The sequence below is a fragment of the Nonomuraea sp. 3-1Str genome, assembly GCF_031570565.1.
Lineage (GTDB): Bacteria > Actinomycetota > Actinomycetes > Streptosporangiales > Streptosporangiaceae > Nonomuraea.
Genome location: NZ_JALHBK010000035.1, coordinates 25,549 through 41,228 on the forward strand (window position 1 = coordinate 25,549; position 15,680 = coordinate 41,228).

The window sequence follows — 15,680 nt, forward strand, 5'->3', positions numbered from 1 at the left end:
AGCATTCGTGCGCAGCATACGCAGAACCGCGGTCGCCCTGGCGGCGACGGCATTGACCACCGCGCTCACGACCGGCGCGGCGACGGCGGCCTCGGCCGCCGCCTGCACCCCCACCTGGAAGTTGCTCGACGTGCCCGCCATCCCCGACGGCGGCGTCTCGGTGGCCCACGCGTCGTCCGTCTCATCCAAGCAGGCGGTGTTCACCACCGAGGGTGACCGCACCTCCGCCACCCTGACCTCGGACGGCAGGTCGGTCAAGCTCCTGCCCAAGCAGATCCCGCACGCGGCCATGGCCACTGGCGGCGCCTGGGAGACGACCTTCGACTCGACGTCCAGCGGGTGGGCGCGCTACCAGTTCCGCTACGGCGACACCTACGGCAGCGGCGTCCCGGTCTTCGCGCGCCTGAACGGCGGGCGGTGGGCCTTCGTGCCCACCGCGATCTCCCCCGACCCCACCGCGACCAGGCCCACCCTTCAGTCCATCGACTCGGTCTCACCCTCGGTCGCCTGGACCGTCGGTGAGTACACCACACAGAGCGCGGACTCCGCCGGCGCCGCCATCCAGCAATGGAACGGCAGAGTCTGGAAGAACGTCGACCACCCGGCGATGACCCGGGCGAACGCAACCCTGCGCGCTGTGCACGCGCGGTCCCGTGACGACGTCTGGGCGGTCGGCAGGCAGTACACCGACCCCGCGCGGATCGAGTCGCTGATCCTGCACTACGACGGGAAGGCGTGGAGGGAGATGCCCGGCGTGCCCGGGCTGCTCGCCGAGCTCCTCTCCGTCAGCGCTCGTGCCTCCGACGACGTCTGGGCGGTCGGCTTTGAGCGGAAGCCGGGCACCTTCGCCCCCGTGGCGCTGCACTGGGACGGCAAGTCCTGGAGTGCCGCGCCCACGCCGTCGGCGGCCTGGACCTCGCCCTTCTCCGTCTACGCCGCGGGCCCCAACGACGTGTGGATCACCGCGACGTCGCCGGCCGACGGCTCGTCGCAACCCCCGCTGCAGCACTGGGACGGCAAGTCCTGGACGGACGTGCGGCCCGAGGGCGTCCAGGCGCCCGGCTCGGCGTACATCTACAGCGCGCTGACCGGCTCCGGGCCCAAGGACGTCTGGGCGAGCGGCCAGATTCTCAACGGCACTGGCTGGGAGACCACTTCACAGCCACTCGTCGCGCACCTGAGCTGCGAAGGACGCTGACATGAAAATCATCACTTTAGCGGTGGGCGCGCTCATGGCCGCCTCCCTCCTGGCCCCCGCCCCGGCGGCGGCCGCAGCGCCGGCTGATCCGCGTCCGCTGGGCGGGGAAGTGCTCGCGGCCTACGCCGCCAAGGACCGCACCGACCTGTGGGTGCTGCTGTCCGACAAGGCCGACACCAAGAGCGCCGAGCGGGCCAGGACCCGCACCGCGCGCGGCGAGCAGGTCGTGCGCGCCCTGCGCGACACAGCCGACCGCTCGCAGGCCCCGCTGCGCAAGCTGCTGAAGGCCGAGAGCCGCAAGAGCGAGACGTTCTGGGCGGCCAACGCCGTGTACGTCCGCGACGTGCCCCTGAAGCTGGCCGAAAAGCTGGCGAAGATGGACGGGGTGAGCGAGGTCCGGGCGCCCAAAACCTACCCGGTGGCCCTGCCGGTGGAGACCAAGGCCGCCGCCGCGACGGCCGCCGCCGTGGCGTGGGGCATCGCCGACATCAAGGCCGACCAGGTGTGGCAGCAGTACGGCGTGCGCGGCGAGGACATCGTCGTGGCCAACGTCGACACCGGCGTGGAGTACACCCACCCGGCGTTGATCGGCTCCTACCGGGGCAACAACGGCGACGGCACCTTCACCCACGACTACAACTGGTACGACGCGGCCGGGAACTGCGACGAGCCCGGCCCGTGCGACGGCCACAACCACGGCTCGCACACCATGGGCACCATGGTGGGCGACGACGGCAAGGGCGACCAGATCGGCGTCGCGCCCAAGGCCAAGTGGATCGCCGCCAGCGGCTGCCAGGCCGGCGGCTGCAGCGACCTGGACCTGATGCGGGCCAGCCAGTGGATGCTGGCGCCCACCGACGCGGCCGGGCAGAACCCCGACCCGGCCAAGCGCCCGCACATCGTCAACAACTCCTGGGGCAGCGGCCTGCCCTCCAACGAGCCGATGTTCGAGGAGGTCCAGGCGGCCTGGGCGGCGTCCGGCATCTTCGGCATGTGGGCCAACGGCAACGAAGGGCCCGAGTGCCGGACCTCGGGCACCCCGGGCAGCCGTACGCTCAACTACTCCGTGGGCGCCTACGACAGCAACAACAAGATCGCCAGCTTCTCCAGCCGGGGAGACGGCCAGGACGGGCAGATCAAGCCCGACATCTCGGCTCCCGGCGTGGACGTCCGCTCCTCCGTCAAGGGCGGAGGCTACCTCTTGATGTCGGGCACCTCGATGGCCACGCCGCACGCGTCGGGCGCGGTGGCCCTGCTCTGGTCGGCCAACCCGTCGCTGGCCCGCGACATCGAGGGCACCCGCACGCTGCTGGACCTGACCGCCATCGACACCGCCGACCCGCAGTGCGGCGGCGACGCGGCCAACAACAACGTCTACGGCGAGGGCCGCCTGGACGCGCTGGCGCTGGTGCAGGCGGGCGCCCAGGGCCTGGGCACGCTTTCGGGCACCGTCACCGACGCCGCCACCGGCGAGCCGCTCAAGGACGCCACCGTGTCGCTGAGCGGGCAGCTCAACCGCCAGTCCACCTCCGGCGAGGACGGCGCGTACACCTTCAAGCTGCTGGCCGGTGACTACCAGCTCAAGGTGAGCGCCTACGGCTACCAGGACGCCACCGTGGCGGTCAAGGTGACCAAGGACGGCTCGATCAAGCAGGACGTCCCGCTCACCCCGACCCAGCGCAAGACCCTGTCCGGCACGCTCACCGACGGCTCCGGCCACGGCTGGCCGCTGGGCGCCAAGGTGACCGCCGACGACGGCAAGGGCCACACGTGGGACGCCACCGCCGACGCGATCACCGGCCGCTTCTCCCTGTCCCTGCTGCCCGCCACCGACTACACGCTGCGCATCACCCCGGGCGCGCCCGGCTACGACCCGGTCAGCAGGAAGGTCAGTCTGGGGGCGGAGGACCAGACCGTGGACGCCGCCCTGCCCGCCGCCCTGGCGTGCGTGGCCCCCGGCTACCAGGCGAGCAGGGCGGGCACGCCCGAGCCGTTCAGCTCGGGCAAGCCCACCGGGTGGCAGGTCACCAACGTCGATCCCGGCTTCCCCGGGTTCGACTACCAGCCCGGCTGGGTCTTCGACAACCCCGGCGCCCGGGAGAACCGGACCGGCGGGAGCGGCAGGTTCGCCATCGTCGACTCCGACCACTCCGGCAAGGGGCATGTCCAGGACACCTACCTGACCAGCCCCGTGCTGAACCTGGCCAAGCACACCAGCCCGGTGCTGGAGTTCGCGGGCGACCTCAAGCCCGGCGTGAACGCCATCGCCTGGGCCGACCTCAGCCTGGACGGCGGGCGTACCTGGACGACGGTGTGGACCCGTAAGGGCTTCCCCGGCGCTTCCGGCCCGGCCGCGCAGGTGGTGGCGATGCCGCAGGCGGCGGGCAAGACCAAGGCCCAGGTCCGCTTCCACTACCGGGGCAACCGCTCGGGCTGGTGGGCGATCGACGACGTCTACGTCGGTGACCGCACCTGCCAGAAGGTCGAGGGCGGCCTGGTGACCGGCACGGTCACCGATGCCGCCACCGGCAAGCCCGTGCAGGGGGCGGCGGTCGCCTCCGGCGGGCGCACGGCCACCACCGACGTCTCCGGCGCCTACTGGCTGTTTTCCCCCCAGACCGGCGATCGGGAGGTGACGGTCACCAAGAGCGGCTACGCCGCCACGACCGCCACCGCCGCCGTCGCCACCGACCGGATCACCGGGCTCGATGTGAAGCTCGCGTCATCCTGATCCCCCGCGCCCCTGGCAGCCCGCTGCCGGGGGCGCGGCACGTCTGCGCCCTGGCCGTGACCTGCTCACGTCGGCCACGCAAGGACCCGCCACTGGACGCTGTGGGGCGAGGCCCGGCAGCTGGTGATGGAGATGATCCTGCCGGTGCTGGCCGACCCGTCGATCCCCGACGATGAGGTGGGCGGGATGCCGTGCGAGCGGATCGGCCTGCAGCGGCCGCAGGAGATCACCTCCGATGCGTGGAAGCCGCTGCCTCGGGATCACGGCCGGCTGTCGGAGCTGAGGCCGCTCTACATGCGTGACGACTACGGGTCCGATTTCCGCCGGATGCATCCTGTCCGGGGCGGAGATGACGAGCGCATGATGGCAGAAGCAATGACGAATGACGGTCCGGCTTCGGGAGGCGACGAGGGCAGGAGCTCACTCGCCGTGCTGGAGAGGTTCTACCGGGCGGAAGTCGCCTATATCGCCGCAGGGGGCCTCGGCAAGGCCGACTTCGGTCAGCTTGCCCAGTGCCTGGACCCAGAGGTCGTGATGTACCAGGCGGACTCCCTGCCCTACGGGGGCATCTGGCGCGGGCCGAGCGGCATCGAGCAGTTCATGGCCGCCATGAGCGAGGCATGGCAGTCCCTGGAGTTCTTGGAGCAGAAGTATGTGGTCGACGGCGGCAGTGTCGTGGTCTGGAACCGCGGGATCCTGCGCGCCCGCGCCACCGGCCGGGCCTTGGAGACCTCGGTGATGCAGCTGATCACGATCAAGAATGAACGCATCACCGAGATACACCCGTTCTACCTGGACACTTCTGCGGTCCTGCACGCCCTACGCCCGGACGACGACGTCTAGCCCGGCTGCAGAGCGAGCAGCACGACCAGCGCAGATTGGGAAAGCGGGGGGCCAGAGCAGCGGTTTCGGCGGCGGGCCGCCGTGACGAATCCAGCGCCCGCATCGCCGTCGATGAGGTGACGGCAGAGTGATCACCACGATCGGCGGCATCAACGCCAACAGCCCCGCCGAGCCGGCCGCACTACGCCGTCTGATCGACGAGGGTGTCTGCGTCACGGAGGCTGCCTGCACCCTAGAAGTCGAAGCCTTCTTCCCCCTGGTGGGACTTGGGCCAGTTCGCTGGCGGCGTGCAGCCATGGCCGGCTGTCGTCATGGTGGCGGACGAACTTGTCGTCATAGCGTGCCGGCCGGTGTCCATACTGGGCATGACGGCCAGCGGCATCCAGATCGCCTTCGCCGCGGACTGCTCCTTCGCGGGAGCGTTGCCGACTTGGCTGCTCAACGACGACGGAGCGATGGGATGAGCGCGGCGATGGCGTCGAGGATGCGGTCGAGTCCGTGGTGGAAGCGTTCCTCGGGGGCGAGGTGGGCGGTGCGGGAGTCGAGGACCGATCGGTTGAACAGGGGGAAGGCGCCGGATTCGACGACCTGGCGGACGTACGGCCCCATGTAGTCCCGCTTCCAGCGCTCGGGGTCCAGGCCGGTACGGCGGGCCTCCTCCAGCCAGCCGATCTCGCGGCGGATCGCGCTGTGTATGTAGTCGTTCAGCATGCCGACGAAGCCGGTCATGTCGTCGATGTCGAGCCCGGTTCCGTTGAAGGCGCTGAGTGCGAACTCGTGCACGCGCAGCAGCTGGGGGCCCAGCGTGGGCCGGCTGGTGAGCAGCGCGATCAGCCAGGGATGACGTAGGCCGGCCGCGCGGATCTGGCGGGCCAGCAGCGTCAGGTCGCCGCGCCAGTCACCGGACGGGCCGTCGGGGAGCTCGATCTCTGCCGTCGCCAGGTCGATCATGAGGTCGAACAGGTCGTCGCGCCGGGGGACGTAGCGGTAGAGCGACATGGCGCCGGTGCCCAACTCGCCCGCGATCCGCCGCATGGTCGCGGCCTCGACTCCTTCGGCATCGGCGATCCGTACGGCCGTTCGGGTGATCTGCTCGCGGCTGTAGCCGGGGCGCCGTCCCGGGCCGGTGCGCTCGTGCTCCTCCGGCTGCATCCAGATGCTGGTCGCTTCCTCGTCGGCCATCCGCCCACCCTTCCGTCATTTGCGTACATGGTACCCGAATGGCTATGGTCCGTTTCACGTACGGAGTACGCGAATTGGAGGAAGCATGGATGGATCTCTTCGCGTGGGCGTCATCGGCGTGCTGCTGGGCATGATCACAGCCCCGTTGGACGGCATGATGCTGGGGCCCGCGTTGCCGGCGATCGTGAAAGATCTCGGCGGTCTCGACTACTTCTCCTGGGTGGCGACGGCCTATCTGATCTGCATGGCCGCCTCGACCCCGATCTGGGGCAAACTCGGCGACCTGTACGGCCGCAAGGCGGTCTACATGGCCGCGATCGCGGTGTTCCTGCTGGGATCCGGGCTGTCGGGAGCCGCGCAGGACATGATCCAGCTCGTCGGTTGCCGGATGGTGCAGGGACTGGGCGCGGGCGGACTGATGACCGGGGCCCTGGCGCTGATCGGCGAGCTGGTGCCACCCCGGCACAGCGGCAAGCTCATGGGACTGTTCGGGGTGATGATGCCGATCGCGTTCATCGCCGGGCCGTTGCTCGGTGGCCTGTTCGCCGATGTCGGCTGGCGGTGGGCGTTCTTCGTCAACCTGCCGATCGGCGGGGCCGCCCTGCTGCTCATCGGTGCGGCCGTCCGGCTGGAGCGGCGCCGGGTCAGAGCCAGGATCGACTATCTCGGGGCGCTGCTGCTGACGGTGGTCCTGGTCGCGCTGAGCCTGGTCGCCGGCTGGGGCGGTACCAGGTACGCCTGGAGTTCGCCCGCGATCCTGGCCCTGATCGTGATCGGGCTGGCGGCGGCGGGCGTCCTGCTGCTCGTGGAGAGGCGCGCGGCCGAGCCGATCGTGCCGCTGCGCCTGTTCGCCGACCGCAACTTCACCCTCGCCCAGGTCATCCGCTTCCTCGGCGGAGTCGGCATGGTGGTGGCCGCCACCTTCCTGCCCCAGTACATGCAACTCGTCCACGGCGCCTCGCCGATCGCCAGCGGCCTGCTGATCCTGCCCGCGATGCTCGGCATGGTCGCCGTACTGATCGGCACCGGCCGGCTGATCAGCCGCAACGGCCGCTACCGGATCTACCCGATCCTGGGCGGCGCCACCGTGACGGCCGGCATGCTCGCGCTGCTCCTGCTGCGCCCCGGCGTCAACCTGACGCTCGCCTCCGCCCTGACGCTGATCGGCGGCCTCGGGGTGGGCCTGCTCATGCAGTCCACCACGATCATCACCATCAACAGCGCCGAGCCGCGCGACATGGGGGCGGCCAGCGGCTCGGTCACCCTCTGGCACACGATGGGCGCCTCACTGGGCGTGGCCGCCCTGGGCGCCCTGTACACCGGACGCCTCCAGGAGACCCTCATCGACCGCCTCGGCGCGCAGAGCGCCACCCGGATCGCCCTCACGCCCGAGGCGCTCGTCCGGCTCACCCCCGCCGCGCGGGACGCGGTTCGCCTCGCCGTCACCGACGGCATCCACGTCATGGCCCTCGGCGCCGCCGCGCTGGGCGTCCTCGCCTTCGTGCTGGCCTGGTTCATCCGCGAGGTCCCCTTGCGTGATGGCACCCCGTCGCCCCAGCCCGCCACTGCGGCCGCGTGAGGGCGCGGCCATGCCACAGAGGGTGAAAGTCCAGCTCGTGATGGACGTCATCTGCGTACACTCCTACGTCGGTTACACCCGCTTCGCCCGTGCCGCGGACCGGCTCAGGGCCGAGGGCCTGCCGGTGACGGTGGAATTCCTGCCCTTCGAGCTGGCCCCGGGCGCCCCGGCCGACGGGCGTCCGGTGCTGGAGGTCCTGGAACAGACCTTCGGCCCGCAAGCGGCCGCCGGCGCGCTCGCCTACGCCCGACACGCGGCCGGCGAGGGCCTGCGGCTTGAGTACGGCAAGGCGATCGCCACCGGCACCTTCGACGCCCACCGCCTCATCGCCGACGCCGCGCGCCAGGGCAAAGCCGAGCTCATGACAGAACGCCTGTTTCGCGCCCACTTCACCGACGGGCTGCACATCGGCGACCCCGCCACGCTCGCCAGGCTGGCCGCCGAGCTCGGCGTCACCACTGGCCACGTGCCTTCCACCGAGGTACGCGCCCGGCTCGACCGGGTGCGCAGCCTCGGCATCACCGGCGTGCCGGTCTTCCTCATCGAGGACCTGCCCCCGCTCACCGGATCCCAGACCGAGACAACCTTGTCGGCGGCCCTGCGACAGGCCGCCGGGACGAAGGGAGAACACAAGTGATCACTGATCCGCTGAGGCTGGCCGTCATTGTCGGCAGCGTCCGCGACGGCCGCTTCGGCCCGACCGTGGCTGGCTGGTTCGCCGGCCAGGCCGCGTCCCGCCCGGACCTGGACGTCGACGTGATCGACCTGGCCGAGGTGCCGATCGGCGGGGCGGCCCCGTCGATGTCCGCGCCTACGCCGGTGCTGGAAGCCTTGGGCGGGCTGACGCCGCGGCTGACCGCCGCCGACGCGTTCGTGGTGGTCACCCCCGAGTACAACCACAGCTACCCGGCCGGGCTGAAGAACGTCATCGACTGGCACAACCAGCAGTTCCACGCCAAACCGGTGGCGTTCGTCTCCTACGGCGGCATCTCCGGCGGCCTGCGCGCGGTGGAGCACCTGCGTGCCGTCTTCGCCGAGCTGCACGCCGTCACTACGCGCGACACCGTCAGCTTCCACGGCGCCTGGGAGTGCTTTGACGGCGACGGGCAGCCGAAGGACCCGGTCGGCCCGGCCGCGGCCGCCAAGACCCTGCTGGACCAGGTGACCTGGTGGGCGCGCGTCCTGCGCGACGCCAAGGCCACCACCCCCTACACCGCATGAAGCAAGAAAGGCATGATCATGACGACATTGACCGGTAAGACGGCGCTGGTGACCGGCGCGAGCCGGGGCATCGGCCGCGCGATCGCCACCCGGCTGGCCCACGAAGGCACCCGGGTCGCCGTGCACTACGGCGGCAACCACGCCGCCGCCGAGGACACCGTCGCCGCCATCGAAGCGTCCGGCGGGCGGGCCTTCGCCGTCCAGGCCGAGCTGGGCGCGCCCGGTGACGCAGAAGCTCTGTGGACCGCCTTCGACGCGCACGCTGACGGACTGGACGTCCTGGTCAACAACGCGGGCATCCTCGGAGGCCAGAGCGAGATCGACGGCGTCACCCGGGAGGGCCTTGAGCTGCTGTTCGCGGTCAACACCACCGCCCCGTTCTTCATCACCCAGCAAGCCCCGCCACGGCTGCGGGACGGTGGGCGGATCATCACCGTGGGCACCATGCTGACCCGCGGGGCGGCCATGCCCAGGGCGACTACGCCATGTCCAAGGCCGCACTCGACGTCATGACCGTGGCCCTGGCCAAGCAGCTCGGGCCGCGCGGCATCACGGTCAACCTCGTGGCACCCGGCGTCATCGACACCGACATGCACCAAGGACGCCTGGTCGGCGAAGCCCTGGCCTGGCTGTCGGCACAGACGCCCCTCGGCCGGCTCGGCACGCCGGCCGACGTGGCCGACACCGTCGCCTTCCTGGCCTCCGGCGACAGCCGCTACATCACCGGCCACCGGCTCGACGTCTCGGGCGGAACGACCATGTAGACCCACGCCACCGCGCGACCCCACGCTCGTCTGCTCGCTCGGCTCGGCGCGATGCTGAGCCGCGCTGGCATGGTCAGCGTCTATGTGGGCACGCCGAGGCCGTCGCCGGTGATGGTGTGGACGCCCGCGCACACGTTCGCCTTCCTCGCCCGGGCGGCCGCCCACCGGTTGTTCGCGTTGTGTCGGCTGATCGCGCTGCGCGGGTTGCGCCGGGGTGAGGCCGTCGGGTTGCGCTGGAAGGACGTTGACCTGGACGCGGGGACGGCGGGGGTGCATTGGCAGATCACCCAGCTGGGCTGGGAGCCGGTGCAGGGCAGGCCGAAGACCGAGGCCAGCGACCGCACCATCGCCTTGGATGAGGACACTGTCACCGCGCTGCGCGCGCACCGCAAACGGCACGCGGCTGAGCGGCTGGCTGCGGGTGAAGATTGGGTGGACAGCGGCTTCGTGTTCACCGACGAGATCGGCCGACCGCTGCATCCGCAGCAGGTCAGCGACCAGTTCTACCTACTGGCCTTCGAGGTCGGGCTGCCGCCGGTGCGGCTGGATGACCTGCGCCACGGAGCCGCCTCGCTCATGCTCACCGCCGGGGTCGATCTGAAGATCGTGCAGGAGACGCTGGGACACGTCTCGTCCACCTTCACCCGCGACACCTACACCAGCGTCTACCCGGAGGTGGCCCGCGCCGCCGCGGAATCCACCGCGGCCCTCGTCAACACCGCAGCAGCTGGTGCCCAGACGGCACGGCTGATCACCCTGCCGACCCATACCGGCGAGGCCACCACCTGAACCACCGAACCTGGGCAGGCCCGTCGCACCTCCGGCGGGCCTGCTCTTTTGTCGTCAGCCGTCAGCCGTCATCGCACAGGTCGTGCAGCCGATCGATCCCCTACCTGCGCCGTGAAAAGGGGCGAGCAGATCGCTACGAGAAGCAGCGGATCTTTTATCTGCTGGTCACCAACGGCCTGGTTGGCAGAACGAGCGACCTGGCCGGCGTGACGAGCCGGCTTGGCCGAGGCTTGACCACACCTGGGGTCGCCGCTTGACGGGCGAGCCCAGGGGGCGTTCTGGCTTGATCTTCTAGTGGTCGTCTTTGGGGTCTGAGTTGGCGGTGGGCGTCTAAATGATCTACCGCGTTACATGGTCCGTACACAAGAGCAACCAGCGAGCAACCAGCCATGATCAAAAACGAGATCCGAGGCTGGCGATAACCGAGATATCCCAGGTCGGACGCGGTTTTGAAGAGTAGGGCGGGTGGGACTTGAACCCACGACCCACGGATTATGAGTCCGATGCTCTGACCGGCTGAGCTACCGCCCCTGGATTCAGTTGTCTCGCGCCCCTCTACCCCGCGGGCGCAGGCTAAGGGTAGAGCATGGACCGCCTCGCCGGGTGGATGGTTCGCCGCCAGCACATCATTCCACGCCCGCGCGTGTTGATCGAGCGGCCGTCGGGCTGGGGGGTGGCACGGGCGCACGGTGCTCGTCATCGCGCACTCCGGCGACCGGCGGCCTGCCTGACCGCGCTGGAGCAGTTGGTGGCCGCGCCGTTCAGGTGGTGGCCGAGGTGGGAGTTCGGGGTCGCCACGTGGCCGGTCCGGCACGGTCAAGGGGCGGTGCCGAAGGACGGGTTGCGGACGAGCCAGTCGCTGTAGATGGGGCTGCCGCGTACCGAGTCGAGGTGGGCCTGTTTGGCGTGGGCCAGGACCCAGGTGGCGTCCGGCGCGGCGGGGCGGCGGCCGAGGAGCTGGCGCCAGCGCAGCGGCGCCCCCGCGAGCGGGACCATCGCCAGCCCCGGCTGCGGCGGGTGGGTGGCCTGGCAGAGCGCCACCGCGCGTCCCACCCGCGCGAGGTGGGCGCAGGTGGTGACGTCGGTCTCGTAGATCGTGCCGGGGGTGAACCCGGCGCGGGCGCAGGCCGTCGCGAAGCAGTCGGCGAAGCAGGCGTCGCCCGGCATGACGGCCCACTGCTCGCCCGCCAGGTCGGCGAGCTCCACCTCCTTCTCGCCGGCGGCCGGATGCCGCTCGCCGACGAGGACGAAGATCGGGTCCAGGCTGATCGAGTCCCACAGCAGCGCGCCGGCCGGGGCGCCGCTGTCGCCGCAGGTGCCGACGAGCGCGTAGTCCAGGCGGCCCACCTCCACCATGGAGGCGAGCTCGCGCCCCGACCAGCTCGTGTACGTGCTGACGGTGTGCTCCTCCGCCAGCCGATCCACCAGGCCGCCGAGTACGGGCCCGTTGGTGGCGCCTATGCGGAACCCGGGGGAGGGTCTGGTGACGAACCGGGCCGCCTCGTCCTGCAGCTCCTGGGCCGCCGGGAGGAGGACGCGGGCGCGGGCGAGAACCAGCTCGCCGAGGCGGGTGGGCCTGGCTCCGAGCCTGTCGCGTTCGAACAGGGTGCCGCCCAGCGCTCGCTCGATGCGCTTGAGCTGGGCGGACAGGGCCGGCTGCGCCAGCCCCAGCAGTGACGCGGCCTTGCTCACGCTTCCCGCGTCGGCGACCGCTCGGACGATCCTGAGGTGCCGGAGCTCAAGGTCCATAACGGGAAGGTAAGGCTCACTTCCACGCTCGGCAATGCCCAGATGTCAGGAAATATGACAGATATTGTCGAGGTCATTCCGGGTAGGGGGCACCCCATGACGACCATGGGTATCGATCCGAGACAGCTCGGCGACGATGATCTGCTGCGTGAGCTGCGGCAACTGCACGCCACGCGGACGGACGCCTTCTTGCACGCCTCCGACGACGCGCTCGCCCGCCACACCTCGCGGACGAACGAGCTGGAGAGCGAGTATCTGCGCCGCTACCCCGAGCGGGACGTGGACCCGGAGCGGCTGCGGGAGGGAGCGAGGGAGCGGTGATGGCTCGCGACCACGATGTGCAGGCGCTTTCGGACGTGGACGTCCATGTCTACGAGGCGGTCGCCGCACAGGCCCAGGGCGGTGGACGCGTGGACGTCGACGCGCTGTGCCGCACCACGGGCCTGGAGGAGGAGAGCGTACGGCGGAGCCTGGCGGCCCTGGTCGCCCAGGGATACGTGGTGCCCCGGGGAGACAAGGTGGGCCTCGGGCCGCACACGTTCGGAGTCGATCGGTAAGGCCGCCGGTCAGCAGTCGAGGTAAGGCGGCCGATCGGTAAGTCAGTCGACCAGTGAGGCAGCCGTCCGCCGCGGCGTAGTGTCGAAGCGTGGATGTCGCAGACCTGACGCCCGCGCAGGCGCGCGAGCGGTTCCGCGCGGGTGAGCGGGCGCCGACCGCGGGCTGGTGCAAGGGCTGGACGCAGGCCAACCTGATCGCGGTGCCCAGGCCGCTGGCGTACGAGCTGCTGCTGTTCGCCCACCGCAACGCGCAGGCGTGCCCGGTCCTGGACGTGGGGGAGCCGGGGTCGTACTCCAGCGCCCTGTTCCGCGGAGACCTGCGCACCGACCTGCCGGGCTACCGCGTCTACCGGGACGGCCGGCCGGTCGCCGACGCCGGTGACGTGGTGGCGGAGTGGCGGGCGGACCTGGTGCCGTTCCTCATCGGGTGCAGCTTCACCTTCGAGGGGGCGCTGCTCGGGGCCGGTGTGCCGGTGCGGCATCTGGAGCTGGGGACGAACGTGCCGATGTACCGGACGAGCGTGGCGTGCGAGCCGACGGCGACGCTGTCCGGGCCGCTCGTGGTGTCGATGCGGCCGGTGCCCGAGGAGCTGGTGGAGACCGCGGCCGAGGTGAGCGGCAGGTACCCGATGGTGCACGGCGCGCCGGTCCACGTGGGCGACCCGGCCGCGATCGGCATCGCCGACCTCGCCCGCCCCGACTTCGGCGACCCGGTGGAGGTGCGGGCGGGCGAGGTGCCGGTGTTCTGGGCGTGCGGAGTGACGCCGCAGGCGGCGGTCATGGCGAGCGGGGTGGAGTTCGCGATCGGCCACCTGCCGGGTCACATGGCGATCATGGACGTGCGGGACGAGGATTATCGAGTGACCTAGCGAGGTGCTTCGCCGTATGGGTGGACGCCTGGCTGAGGTCGGCCGGGGTGCCCTCGAACACCACCTCACCGCCGTGCCGACCGGCCTCCGGGCCCAGGTCGATCACCCAGTCGGCGTGCTTGACCACGTCCAGGTCGTGCTCGACGACGACGACCGTGCCGCCCGCGTCCACCAGCCGGTCGAGCAGCGCCAGCAGCGTTCCGACGTCGGCCATGTGCAGGCCGGTCGTGGGCTCGTCGAAGACATGGACGTGACCGCTCCCGCCCAGCCGGTGCGCCAGCTTCAGCCGCTGCCGCTCGCCGCCCGACAGGGTGTTCAGCGCCCGTCCGAGTGTCAGGTGGCCGAGCCCCAGCTCGCCGAGCCTCGCGGGGCCCAGCAGGTCGTACGCGCCGGCCGCCTCGTCGGCCGTCAGCGCCAGCACCTCGGCGATCGTCCGGCCGCCGACCCGGTGGGAGAGCGCCTCGGGGTTGAAGCGGGTGCCGCCGCAGGCGTCGCAGACGCGGGTCACCGGGTCCATGAACGCCAGGTCCGTGGTGATCTCGCCGCGTCCCCCGCACGCCGGGCAGGCGCCCGCCGAGTTGGCGCTGAACAGCGCCGGCCGCGCGCCGCTCGCCCGCGCGAACATCCTGCGCAGCGGGTCCATCGCGTTCAGGTACGTCGCGACGGTCGAGCGCGGCGAGGCGGCGATGGCCGACTGGTCGATGAGGATCGCGCCGGGATGCTGGGCGGGCAGGTCCACGGTGGCCAGCGTGCTCTTGCCCGACCCGGCCACGCCGGTGACCGCCGTCAGCACGCCCAGCGGCACGCGGACCGTCACGTTCCTGAGGTTGTGCGTGCGGGCGTCACGCACGGTCAGCCAGCCGGTCGGCGCGCGCAGGGACTCCTTGAGCCCTGTCGCCCGGCCGAGCGCGCGGCCGGTCGGCGTGCCGCTCGCGCGCAGCCCCGCGACCGTCCCCTCGTACACGACCCGCCCGCCGTCGGCGCCCGCGCCCGGCCCGAGGTCCACCACGTGGTCGGCGAGCTCGATCAGGTCGCGGTCGTGCTCGACCACCAGCACGGTGTTGCCCTTGTCGCGCAGCTCCAGCAGCAGGTCGCCGAGGCGGTGCACGTCACGCGGGTGCAGGCCGACGCTGGGCTCGTCGAAGACGTACGTCAGGCCGGTGAGGCTGCTGCCGAGGTGGCGCACGGTCTTCAGCCGCTGTGCCTCCCCGCCCGACAGGGTGGGTGTCTCGCGGTCGAGGCTCAGGTAGCCGAGGCCGATCGCGTCGATGCGGCGCAGCGACTCCACCGCCTCCTCCGCGATGGGGTCGTCCAGCTCGTCCAGCGCGTCGACGAGGTCGGCGATCTCCAGGGCGCACAGGTCGGCGAGGTTGCGTCCGCCGATGCGGGAGGCCAGCGCGGCCGCGTTGAGCCGGGCGCCGTCGCACGCCGGGCAGCGGCCCTCGCGGACGACGCTCCGCGCCGCCTCGTCGAGGGCGTCGACCGCGCGGTTGAGGTGCAGCCGGTTGAAACGGGTGATCACGCCCTCGTAGGTGTTCTCGTAGCGGCCCCGGCCCACCTTGAAGCCGCCGCCGTGGAGCAGCAGGTCGAGCTCCTCGCCGGTGAAGTCGCGCAGCGGCTTGGCCGGGTCGAACAGGCCGCTGCGCGCGTAGAGCTGCCAGGCGTACGAGCCGACGGGGAAGAGGCGGACGGCGCCCTCATCCAGCGACAGGTCCCGGTCCAGCAGGAGGTCGAGGTCCACCTCTGTCTTACGGCCCATGCCGTGGCACTCGGGGCACATGCCCTGGGGGTCGTTGAACGAGTAGGCCGTCGCCGGGCCCGCCGACGGCTCGCCCCGGCGCGAGAACAGCACGCGCAGCATCGGCTGGATGTCGGTCATCGTGCCGACCGTGGAGCGGGCGTTGCCGCCGACCGGCCGCTGGTCCACCACGACGGCGGTGGTGAGCCCGGACAGCCGCTCGGCGCGCGGGCGCTCGTGGGTGGGCAGCCGGTTGCGGATGAAAGCGCTGAAGGTGGCGTTGAGCTGGCGCTGCGACTCGGCCGCGATCGTCCCGAACGCGATCGAGGACTTGCCCGAGCCCGACACCCCCGTGAACACCGTCAGCCGCTCCTTCGGCAGCCGGAGCGAGACGTCCTTGAGGTTGTTCTGCCGCAGGCCGGTGAGCACGATGTCGTGCGACATGCGATCCTCCGTAGCT

Annotated in this window: 15 protein-coding genes and 1 tRNA gene; 12 read left to right on the plus strand and 4 right to left on the minus strand. The window is 71.2% G+C overall.

What is annotated here, in order from left to right; all coding sequences use genetic code 11:
• Nucleotides 1-7 precede the first annotated feature (7 nt).
• The 3 genes from MTP10_RS36780 to MTP10_RS36790 all read left to right on the plus strand — a co-directional run bounded on the left by MTP10_RS36780 (nucleotide 8) and on the right by MTP10_RS36790 (nucleotide 4,772).
• Nucleotides 8-1,198, plus strand: a complete 1,191-nt coding sequence (locus MTP10_RS36780; protein WP_310715821.1) for a hypothetical protein — start codon at nucleotides 8-10, stop codon at nucleotides 1,196-1,198.
• A 1-nt stretch (nucleotide 1,199) separates the two neighbouring features.
• Nucleotides 1,200-3,929 (plus strand): S8 family serine peptidase, encoded by a 2,730-nt coding sequence (locus tag MTP10_RS36785; protein WP_310715824.1) that lies wholly within the window; start codon nucleotides 1,200-1,202, stop codon nucleotides 3,927-3,929.
• A 126-nt stretch (nucleotides 3,930-4,055) separates the two neighbouring features.
• Nucleotides 4,056-4,772 (plus strand): nuclear transport factor 2 family protein, encoded by a 717-nt coding sequence (locus MTP10_RS36790; RefSeq protein ID WP_310715826.1) that lies wholly within the window; start codon nucleotides 4,056-4,058, stop codon nucleotides 4,770-4,772.
• 438 nt (nucleotides 4,773-5,210) lie between these two features.
• Here the strand turns inward: MTP10_RS36790 and MTP10_RS36795 are convergent, their stop codons facing one another.
• Entirely contained in the window at nucleotides 5,211-5,954 is a 744-nt protein-coding gene (locus MTP10_RS36795) for a TetR/AcrR family transcriptional regulator (RefSeq protein WP_310715828.1), read from the minus strand.
• A gap of 85 nt (nucleotides 5,955-6,039) precedes the next feature.
• Here MTP10_RS36795 and MTP10_RS36800 point away from each other — a divergent pair, with 85 nt between their 5' ends.
• The 6 genes from MTP10_RS36800 to MTP10_RS36825 are packed head-to-tail and all read left to right on the plus strand — an operon-like array spanning nucleotide 6,040 to nucleotide 10,307.
• Nucleotides 6,040-7,533, plus strand: coding sequence for an MFS transporter (locus MTP10_RS36800; RefSeq protein ID WP_310715830.1), 1,494 nt, complete (start codon nucleotides 6,040-6,042; stop codon nucleotides 7,531-7,533).
• A gap of 22 nt (nucleotides 7,534-7,555) precedes the next feature.
• Nucleotides 7,556-8,170, plus strand: coding sequence for a DsbA family oxidoreductase (locus tag MTP10_RS36805; protein ID WP_310715832.1), 615 nt, complete (start codon nucleotides 7,556-7,558; stop codon nucleotides 8,168-8,170).
• The gene (locus MTP10_RS36810) at nucleotides 8,167-8,754 is read left to right on the plus strand and encodes an NAD(P)H-dependent oxidoreductase (RefSeq protein ID WP_310715834.1); all 588 of its coding nucleotides are present in this window, start codon (nucleotides 8,167-8,169) and stop codon (nucleotides 8,752-8,754) included. The genes MTP10_RS36805 and MTP10_RS36810 overlap by 4 nt, the downstream gene beginning before the upstream one ends.
• 18 nt (nucleotides 8,755-8,772) lie before the next feature.
• Entirely contained in the window at nucleotides 8,773-9,267 is a 495-nt protein-coding gene (locus MTP10_RS36815; RefSeq protein ID WP_310715835.1) for an SDR family NAD(P)-dependent oxidoreductase, read from the plus strand.
• Entirely contained in the window at nucleotides 9,240-9,518 is a 279-nt protein-coding gene (locus tag MTP10_RS36820) for an SDR family oxidoreductase (protein WP_310715836.1), read from the plus strand. Before MTP10_RS36815 ends, MTP10_RS36820 begins: the two co-directional genes overlap by 28 nt.
• Before the next feature lie 51 nt (nucleotides 9,519-9,569).
• A complete protein-coding gene (locus tag MTP10_RS36825; RefSeq protein WP_310715838.1) occupies nucleotides 9,570-10,307 on the plus strand; it encodes a site-specific integrase in 738 nt (245 codons plus the stop codon).
• Nucleotides 10,308-10,764: 457 nt separating this feature from the next.
• On the opposite strand, the gene MTP10_RS36830 is transcribed toward MTP10_RS36825, so the two are convergent.
• Both MTP10_RS36830 and MTP10_RS36835 read right to left on the minus strand, forming a co-directional pair.
• Nucleotides 10,765-10,838 (minus strand) — tRNA-Ile (locus tag MTP10_RS36830).
• A 285-nt stretch (nucleotides 10,839-11,123) separates the two neighbouring features.
• Entirely contained in the window at nucleotides 11,124-12,056 is a 933-nt protein-coding gene (locus tag MTP10_RS36835) for a LysR family transcriptional regulator (protein WP_310715841.1), read from the minus strand.
• A gap of 96 nt (nucleotides 12,057-12,152) precedes the next feature.
• On the opposite strand from MTP10_RS36835, the gene MTP10_RS36840 reads away from it, so the two are divergent.
• The 3 genes from MTP10_RS36840 (at nucleotide 12,153) to MTP10_RS36850 (ending at nucleotide 13,482) form a co-directional block, all read left to right on the plus strand.
• The gene (locus tag MTP10_RS36840) at nucleotides 12,153-12,377 is read left to right on the plus strand and encodes a DUF6158 family protein (protein WP_310715843.1); all 225 of its coding nucleotides are present in this window, start codon (nucleotides 12,153-12,155) and stop codon (nucleotides 12,375-12,377) included.
• Nucleotides 12,377-12,613 carry a hypothetical protein gene (locus MTP10_RS36845; RefSeq protein WP_310715845.1) on the plus strand — a complete coding sequence of 79 codons (237 nt, stop codon included), beginning with the start codon at nucleotides 12,377-12,379 and terminating at the stop codon, nucleotides 12,611-12,613. The genes MTP10_RS36840 and MTP10_RS36845 overlap by 1 nt, the downstream gene beginning before the upstream one ends.
• 89 nt (nucleotides 12,614-12,702) lie before the next feature.
• Complete coding sequence (locus MTP10_RS36850) at nucleotides 12,703-13,482, plus strand: putative hydro-lyase (RefSeq protein ID WP_310715847.1); 780 nt, start codon at nucleotides 12,703-12,705, stop codon at nucleotides 13,480-13,482.
• On the opposite strand, the gene MTP10_RS36855 is transcribed toward MTP10_RS36850, so the two are convergent.
• A complete protein-coding gene (locus MTP10_RS36855) occupies nucleotides 13,445-15,664 on the minus strand; it encodes an excinuclease ABC subunit UvrA (RefSeq protein WP_310715849.1) in 2,220 nt (739 codons plus the stop codon). The genes MTP10_RS36850 and MTP10_RS36855 overlap by 38 nt on opposite strands.
• Nucleotides 15,665-15,680 lie beyond the last annotated feature (16 nt).

What these genes read in the sequence shown, in the direction of transcription:
- MTP10_RS36785 (WP_310715824.1), top strand. Translation starts at nt 1,200, where the DNA reads ATGAAAATCATCACTTTAGCGGTGGGCGCGCTCATGGCCGCCTCCCTC.
- MTP10_RS36795 (WP_310715828.1), bottom strand. Translation starts at nt 5,954, where the DNA reads ATGGCCGACGAGGAAGCGACCAGCATCTGGATGCAGCCGGAGGAGCAC.
- MTP10_RS36840 (WP_310715843.1), top strand. Translation starts at nt 12,153, where the DNA reads ATGACGACCATGGGTATCGATCCGAGACAGCTCGGCGACGATGATCTG.
- MTP10_RS36820 (WP_310715836.1), top strand. Translation starts at nt 9,240, where the DNA reads ATGTCCAAGGCCGCACTCGACGTCATGACCGTGGCCCTGGCCAAGCAG.
- MTP10_RS36835 (WP_310715841.1), bottom strand. Translation starts at nt 12,056, where the DNA reads ATGGACCTTGAGCTCCGGCACCTCAGGATCGTCCGAGCGGTCGCCGAC.
- MTP10_RS36855 (WP_310715849.1), bottom strand. Translation starts at nt 15,664, where the DNA reads ATGTCGCACGACATCGTGCTCACCGGCCTGCGGCAGAACAACCTCAAG.
- MTP10_RS36815 (WP_310715835.1), top strand. Translation starts at nt 8,773, where the DNA reads ATGACGACATTGACCGGTAAGACGGCGCTGGTGACCGGCGCGAGCCGG.
- MTP10_RS36800 (WP_310715830.1), top strand. Translation starts at nt 6,040, where the DNA reads ATGGATGGATCTCTTCGCGTGGGCGTCATCGGCGTGCTGCTGGGCATG.
- MTP10_RS36825 (WP_310715838.1), top strand. Translation starts at nt 9,570, where the DNA reads ATGCTGAGCCGCGCTGGCATGGTCAGCGTCTATGTGGGCACGCCGAGG.
- MTP10_RS36790 (WP_310715826.1), top strand. Translation starts at nt 4,056, where the DNA reads ATGGAGATGATCCTGCCGGTGCTGGCCGACCCGTCGATCCCCGACGAT.
- MTP10_RS36845 (WP_310715845.1), top strand. Translation starts at nt 12,377, where the DNA reads ATGGCTCGCGACCACGATGTGCAGGCGCTTTCGGACGTGGACGTCCAT.